The following is a 7,726-nucleotide window of genomic DNA, read 5'->3' on the forward strand; positions in this document are numbered from 1 at the left end:
GCCACTTTGCCGCCAGCTGGCCCTCACAGGAGCCGTTCACGGCCGCGTCACCCCGCACTGAAGCGTTTTCACGCAACCAAGACCCTGAACGGACATCGAAAAAACCGTAGGGCTTCTAGGAGAGCCCCTTCGCAGATCTGCAGTAAACATAAACCCTCGAAGCGGGCGAGCGCTTGCATCGGTCCAAGACCTGCGCAGGGTCCAGGACCGATGCTGTTCTGCGCGCTCGTTTTGAGGCGAGTCAGTTGGGCGGGTTGACGCTCCAGGTATGCGCCTTGATGCGCAGGGCGGAGCCTTCCTTCTCGGCAACGAGCAGGAAGTTGCCGCTGATGTCCATCGTCTCCTTCGCGTCGGGCACGTTGATGTTGCCGGTCCAGGTGCCCTGCTCCCAAACCACGTCTCCTTCGGTCGAGCAGCTTCCTCCGTCGTGAATCTCGAGGTGGTTCCAGATCTTCATCGCGCCCTCGGCCCATGTCTCGATGCCCGCGCGTCCGGTCACGCTCGGTTCTCCGGCGGGAATGAGAACGGCATCTTCGGAAAACAAGGCCGCCCAGCGATGGGGGTCATGGCCGTTGACGGTCTCGGTAAACCTGGCGTTCAAGTCGGTAAATGCTCCGGAAAAACTCATAGTCGCCTCCTGTGTTGAGATTTGCTGGTGATTAGGCGCGCGCGGCGATTGCCTCCGGAGGCGCGGTTTCGAACAGCGCGGCCTTGTCGAACGCGGCCAGGATCCGGTCGAAGCGGCCGGCGATGACGTCGCGCAATTCCGGATGCGTCAGGATGTAGAGGTCGTTATCCGCGATCCCGGCCAACACGCGCTCGGCCACGAAGGCCGGATCGATTCCGGCGGCGACAAGGATAGCCATCTGAGGGTTGGCCGGCTCGTCGGACGGTCCGCCGAAACGCGATGGCCGGTTGCGGACACTTGTGGCGATGCGAGTTTGCACGAACGCCGTACACAGCACGCTGACCCCGATCTTGGTGCCGGCGAGCTCGGCCGCGAGGGTCTCCGTCACGGAGATCACGCCGGCTTTGGTCGCATTGTGCGGGCCCGTGCCGGGTTGAGCAAGCAGGCCAGCCAAGGACGCGGTGTTCACGATGTGCCCCCCTTCGCCATGCGCCTTGATGTGTGGCAGGAACGCCTGGATGCCATGGACCGAGCCCATGAGGTTGACGGCCGTGAGCCAATTCCAGTCCGTCTCGACGATGGCCTCGATGGGACCGCCGATACCGGCACCGGCGTTGTTGCAGACGACGTGGACCTTGCCGAACGCGGCGAAGGTCTCATCCGCCGCCTTCATCACGGAGATGGGGTCGGACACGTCGCAGGCGACGGCCCGTGCATTTGCTCCGGAATCCCTGAGGTCGCGCAGGGCCGCGTCGAGCGCGCCTTCTTCGATGTCGGCGAGCATTACCTTCACGCCCTTCGAGGCAAGGGCGCGGGCCAAGGCGAGGCCGATGCCACTGGCGGCGCCGGTGACGAAAGCCGTTTTTCCGTCGAAGCTCTCGATCATTTCCCTTCTCCTCTCCGTGCTTGCTTTCTCCATCTGGTTCATCGGATTCAGGCGGACCACCACCATCCGCCGACCATGATGCGGTTCCTGAGCTCCACGGTTCGCGGAGCGCGCGGCGGAAGCGTCGCGACGAGTGCGAGCGCGCGTTTGAGGTGCGCCGCCGCCTCGACATTGTTACTGGCCGCGGTGGCACGGCCCGAGGCCGCGATGTAGAGCTCCGCCGCCTTCTCGGTCTGGCCCGCTTCGGCGCAATGACGGGCCAGCGTCTCCGGCTGGCGCTTCGGGACTTCCGGGAAGTCAGTTTCGAGCACCGCGGCGATGCGCCCATGCAACCGCTGACGCCGGTCGCGCAGCATCGTGGCGTAGGCGGCGTCCTGCACCAGCGCATGCTTGAAAGTGTATTCGGCGTCGGGCGGCGCGCCGCGCCGGAAGATTAATTCGGCGCTCTCGAGCCGCTCCAGCGAGCGCTCTAGCAGCGCTGGCGGCAGTTCCGAGACGGCGGCGATCAGCTCATAGGAGAATTGCCGGCCGAGCGCCGCGCCCAGTTGGGCGAGATCGCGCGTCTCCGGCATTCGGTCGAGACGGGCGAGCAGCGAGGCGAGCAGCGTCTCCGGAATCGCCGTCCGCCCGATCAGGGCAGTCGCGATATAGGCGTTGCCGGCCTTCCTGACCAAGCCGCTCTTGAGAACGGTCTTGGTCAGTTCCTCGACGAACAACGGAACGCCGTCGGTGCGGTCCAGGATCTGGCCGGCGATCTCTCGTGGCAGCAGCCTACCGCCTGTGAGGTGGGATATGATCGCAACGCACTGGTCGGGCGCCAGCCGGCCGAGGCTGAGCAGATCCACGTGAGTGCGGTCGCGCCATGCCGGAACGAATTCCGGGCGGAACGTGATGACGAGGAGGACCCGCAGGACCGCGAGCCGGTCGACGAGGATGTCGAGCAGCGCGCGCGTGGTCGGATCGCTCCAGTGAGCGTCCTCGAATATCATGAGCACGGGCCGCCGCGCGGCAAGTCCCTCGGCCAGCGTCAGCGGCGCTTCGAGAGTCTTCGCCCTACGCGCTGCGGGCGTCAGGTCGAGCGGCGGATAGCGGTCGCCGATGGGGATGCCCAAGAGATCGGCCAAGAGCGGAGCGGTCTCGGCGACCCGGTCGGTCGCCTCCGCGATGATGTCTTCGAGCTTGGCGAGGCGTTCGCCGTCGGTGTCGGTCCGGCGGATGCCGGCCGCATGATTCAACTGCGCTATCAGCGGGTGGAGCGCGCTGTCCTGATGATGCGGGGAGCAGAAGTAGCGCAATCGCGCATGCGGCTCCTGGGCGGCGCATTCAAGTAGTACCTGCGTCATGCGCGACTTGCCGACGCCGGCCTCTCCCGACAGCAGCACAACGCGGCCCTCTCCCGCTTTCGCCTGCTCCCAGCGGCCCAGGAGCAGCGCGGTCTCGTCGTCGCGACCGACGAGCGGCGTACTGGCGGCACGCAGTGCCTCGAAGCGGCTTTCGGCCGCGTCGCTGCTCAGCACCTGCCAGGCTCGCATGTCGCGGTCGAATCCCTTGAGCGCGACCGTGCCGAGATCACGGTATTCGAATAGCCCGCCGGTCAGGTCGCGAGTGCCGGACGCGATGACCACAGTGCCCGGCTTGGCCAGCGCCTGCAGCCTGGCGGCGAGGTTCGGGGTCTCGCCGACGACCGCCTGCTCCTGTGCCGCGCCAGTGCCGAGCAGGTCGCCGACGACCACCAGCCCGGTGGCGATCCCGACCCGGACCCCGAGCGGCGCGTTGGCGGGGGTCTCGAGACCCGGTACGGCCTCAACCAAGGCAAGGCCGGCCTGGACCGCGCGCTCGGCATCGTGCTCGCTCGCCTGCGGATAACCGAAATAGGCCAGCACGCCGTCGCCCATGTATTTGGCGATGAAGCCACCTTCGCGTTCGATGATCTCCGCGCAGCACCGGTGATAAGCGGCGACGACGGCACGCAGGTCCTCGACGTCCAGCCTGGTCGACAGCGCTGTCGATCCGACGAGATCGCAGAACATGATGGACAGATGACGGCGCTGGGCGTCGTCGCGCGGCGCTGGTGCCATCGTCTTCGGACGGGCGCTCGACGTGACCGGCAGTTCGGCAATGTTCGCCAGCAGCTTGCGCCGGTGACCGAGCGAGACGCCTAGCTCCTTCAGGTCGCGATCTGTGAGATGGCAGAGGACGGAGAGGTCGATGTCGTGATCGGCGAACCGCGTCGCGTATTCGGGCATCCCTATGGCCGTCAACCATTCGGCAATGGAAGCTGGTTGGGACATCTCGACCCCGCCCATGCGTGCCCGGTTAGCGCGTCAGTTTAACAAAACCCTCAAAAATAGCTACATGTCCGCCGGACGGTGCGTTCCCCCAACTACCGTTCGTGTACTTCTTGGCCGACATGGTTCGCCCAGCCAAGCTCTACCCGGTGATTGCTCGTCCCATCCACTTTACGAAGCCCGTTCTTGCGGCCGCGCTGTGGATGACCTCCACAGGGAGGTGTCACGATTAGATTGCACCAACTGAGACAGCAAGGATGACCATCCACGCCGGTCCCGCATTCGTTTCAATGTCGCCTTTTGACACCGGAACGGACTCGTTGCGCGCTTCTATTCCGGCAGGCCGGCCACACGAAGCGCTTCCGCCAAGGGCTCGGCGATCGAAGGATGGAAGCCGGCGGCGGCGCGCATGCCACTGATGGTATAGCCCGGCTCCAGCTCCAGAACGCGCGCGGCGGCCGCCCGGGCCGCGTCGACCCGCCCAAGCTTCGCGTGTGTCGCCGCCAGCAGCATGTGCGCGTAGCTCCAGTTGGGGTTGGCCTGGAAGCACCTGCGCGCCGCCTCCGCGGCCCCCTCATACTCTGCGCGCTGGAAATGGCCGAACGCGATGGCGAATAGCGGGCCGAAGCTCATGGGGTCGAACGGGCTCAGACGGAGCGCTTGCTCGCCCCATTCAATGCCCCGATCCGCATCGCCGCCCGTGGCCATCACCACGCTGCCGAAGCCGTAGGCGAGCGAGCATGACGGGCTCAGCGCCAGCGCCACCTCGAACGCTCGAGACGCGGCTTCGCGGTCGTGCGCGACGAGGCCGAGGGCGAAGCCTCCGAGCGCAAGCGCGGTGGCGTCGTCGCGTCCATTGGCAATGGCCGCGTGGGCATGGCTCGCGGCGCCGAGCCGGTTCTCTTCGTGCGCGCCGCCGCGTACGAAAAGGATTTCATGGCACCATGCGGCAAAGCCGTGCGCGGCAGCGTAGTCCGGCTCGAGGTTGAGCGCGCTTTCAAGCAACGGCAGCGCCTTCGCGGCGCGACCCGGCATGGCCGGATAGACGTCGGGGATGGCGCGGAGCAGCAGATCGTAGGCATCGAGGTTGTCGGGCCGCTTTCGCTTGACACGTTCGACCTCCGCTTGGCGGAGACTTGGCTCGATGGCAGCGACCACACTTGTCGTAAGTTCGTCCTGGAGCGCAAAGATGTCATCAAGGGTGCGGTCGTAACGCTCCGCCCAGACGTGCCGGCCCGTCTCGGCCTCGACCACCTGACCAGTGACGCGCACGCGGTTCGACGCCTTGCGCACGCTCCCCTCAAGGACGTAGCGCACGCCCAGATCGCGCCCCACCTGCTTCACGTCCACGGATTTTCCCTTGTAGACGAAGCTCGAATTGCGCGCGATGACGAACATCCACTTGAGGCGCGAAAGGCCGGTAATGATGTCCTCGACCATGCCATCGCAGAAATAGTCTTGCTCGGCATCGCCGCTCATGTTGGCGAATGGCAGCACTGCGATTGAAGGCCGATCAGGAAGTGCGAGCATCGCAGGCCCCGGGTTGCCTGAGGAGGCCGCATTGCCTGAGGAGGCCGTCTTGGGCTCGGAGCGCGTCTCGATCCGATAGACATGGACCGGTCGCGCGATGTTCTTGACGCTGTGCTCGCCCAGGTCGGCGAACCCGATGGGAAGCTTCTCACCGACGTGTTCGCGCACCGTGGCGCTGACGCAGATCTCGCCGGGCTCAGCGAGCGTCTCCAGCCGCGCCGCGACATTGACGCCGTCTCCGAAGATGTCGCCGTCTTCGACTATCACGTCGCCGACATTGATGCCTACGCGAAAGCGGATGCAATGGCTGTCGTCGAGGTTTGCGTTGCGATCTTTCATGCCCTGCTGCATCACCACCGCAAAGCGCACCGCATCGACGATGGATGCAAATTCGATGAGAAGGCCGTCCCCCGTCGTCTTTACGATGCGGCCCTGATGCTGTGCGATCAGGGGATCGATGAGTTCCTTGCGATGGCCTTTGAGCGCGGCCAGCGTGCCTTCCTCGTCGGCGCCCATGAGGCGCGAATATCCCACCACATCCGCGGCAAGGATTGCGGCGAGCCGCCGCGCAGTATGCGACTCTTCGCTCATGCGCCTGTCTCCAGCGCGACCCGTCAGCGCCCCGTGCCGTGGGCCTGAAGGAACTATGCCTTGACGCCCGAACTGGCGCAATAACAAGGAGTTCCTCAGGAACGAAATTCGTGAGGGACGACGAAACCGGGTGGGAGCGCTCGTTATTCGCCTTTCCGCGGTTCCAACCACATAGGTCCATGCGGTGACCTAAACAGGCATGCATGAGTCCACACATGGCCCATCTCGGAAGTCGGGCACCGTCCGCTCTTTCGTTGCTGTTGGAATAGAAGCGGTCATGGGTCGGGCAATCGCCTGGGTGAGTACAAGCCGCAGCCTGGATTGCCTCGTCGCATCAGCGCAAAATTGCTTTGCAATTTTGTCGCGAGCTCCTCGCAATGACGTGGCGAGAGCCGGGTCAAAGAAAAACGGCGGGCTGTTGGCCCGCCGTTTTCGTTCTGATTGAAGTTCGGATCAATTATCCAAGAAGCTCCGCAGCTTTCTCGACCGCGACGGATGCTTCAGCTTGCGCAGCGCCTTGGCTTCGATCTGGCGGATACGCTCTCTCGTCACGCTGAACTGCTGGCCGACTTCTTCCAGCGTGTGGTCGGTGTTCATGCCGATGCCGAAGCGCATGCGCAGGACGCGCTCTTCGCGCGGGGTGAGGGAGGCGAGCACGCGCGTGGTGGTCTCGCGCAGGTTCGACTGGATCGCGGCGTCGATGGGCAGGATCGCGTTCTTGTCCTCGATGAAATCGCCGAGATGTGAATCCTCTTCGTCGCCGACGGGCGTCTCCAGCGACAAGGGCTCCTTGGCGATCTTGAGGACCTTGCGGACCTTCTCCAGGGGCATGCCGAGCTTTTCGGCGAGCTCTTCCGGGGTCGGCTCGCGGCCGATCTCGTTGAGCATCTGCCTGGAGGTGCGCACGATCTTGTTGATGGTCTCGATCATGTGCACGGGGATGCGGATGGTGCGGGCCTGGTCCGCGATCGAGCGCGTGATCGCCTGCCGGATCCACCAGGTGGCGTAGGTCGAGAACTTGTAGCCGCGGCGGTATTCGAACTTATCGACCGCCTTCATCAGGCCGATATTGCCTTCCTGGATCAGGTCGAGGAATTGCAGGCCGCGGTTGGTGTATTTCTTGGCGATCGAGATCACCAGGCGGAGGTTGGCTTCCACCATCTCCTTCTTGGCCTGGCGTGCCTCGCGCTCGCCCTTCTGCACGGAGTGCACGATCTTGCGGAATTCGACGATCTCGAGGCCCGTCAGCGCGGCGAGTTGATGCACCTCGTGACGGAGGTCCTTGATGCGATCCTTCTCGTGATGGACGAAATTCTTCCAGCCCTTGGCCGAGAGCTTCGAGACACGGTTGAGCCAGCGCGGATCGAGCTCCGAGCCAGTGTAGTTGCGCAGGAAGTCCTCGCGGGCGACGCCATGGCTGTCGGCGAGGCGCATCAGCCGGCCCTCATGCGAGACGAGGCGCTTGTTGATGTCGTAGAGCTGCTCGACGAGCGAGTCGATACGGGCCTGGTTGAGGCGCAGCGACTTCACCTCGACGATGATCTCGTCCTTCAGCTTCTTGTACTTGCGCTCCTGGTGCGGCGAGAGCGACTCGTTCTGGAGCTGGTTCTGGATGTCCTGCTCCTGAAGCTTGCGCAGCTTCTTGTAGCTGTCGGCGATCTTGTCGAAGATCTCGACCACCTTCGGCTTGAGCTCGGCCTCGATGGCCGCAAGCGACATCTGGTTCTCGAACTCGTCGTCGTCCATGTCGGACTCGGCCGCAGCCTCGGCCGGATCCTTCTCCTCGCCGGCCTCTGCGCCAGC

General features: G+C 64.5%; 5 protein-coding genes. All 5 read right to left on the reverse strand.

Annotation, left to right across the window (positions count from 1 at the left end; genetic code table 11):
• Positions 1–241: 241 nt before the first annotated feature.
• Positions 242–628, reverse strand: coding sequence for a YybH family protein (locus XH98_RS13135; protein WP_057753135.1), 387 nt, complete (start codon positions 626–628; stop codon positions 242–244).
• A 31-nt stretch (positions 629–659) separates the two neighbouring features.
• Positions 660–1,514, reverse strand: coding sequence for an SDR family NAD(P)-dependent oxidoreductase (locus XH98_RS13140; protein WP_057753134.1), 855 nt, complete (start codon positions 1,512–1,514; stop codon positions 660–662).
• Between the two features lie 47 nt (positions 1,515–1,561).
• On the reverse strand, positions 1,562–3,805 hold the full coding sequence (locus tag XH98_RS13145) for an AAA family ATPase (RefSeq protein ID WP_271618838.1): 2,244 nt from the start codon (positions 3,803–3,805) through the stop codon (positions 1,562–1,564).
• 327 nt (positions 3,806–4,132) lie between these two features.
• Entirely contained in the window at positions 4,133–5,923 is a 1,791-nt protein-coding gene (locus XH98_RS13150) for an adenylate/guanylate cyclase domain-containing protein (protein WP_271618840.1), read from the reverse strand.
• 453 nt (positions 5,924–6,376) lie between these two features.
• Positions 6,377–7,726, reverse strand: a 1,350-nt coding sequence (gene rpoD, locus XH98_RS13155) for an RNA polymerase sigma factor RpoD (RefSeq protein WP_271618839.1), incomplete at its 5' end; no start/stop codon positions are given.

This window comes from Bradyrhizobium sp. CCBAU 51745 (assembly GCF_028128715.1).
In the GTDB taxonomy this organism is placed as follows: Bacteria; Pseudomonadota; Alphaproteobacteria; order Rhizobiales; family Xanthobacteraceae; genus Bradyrhizobium; species Bradyrhizobium manausense.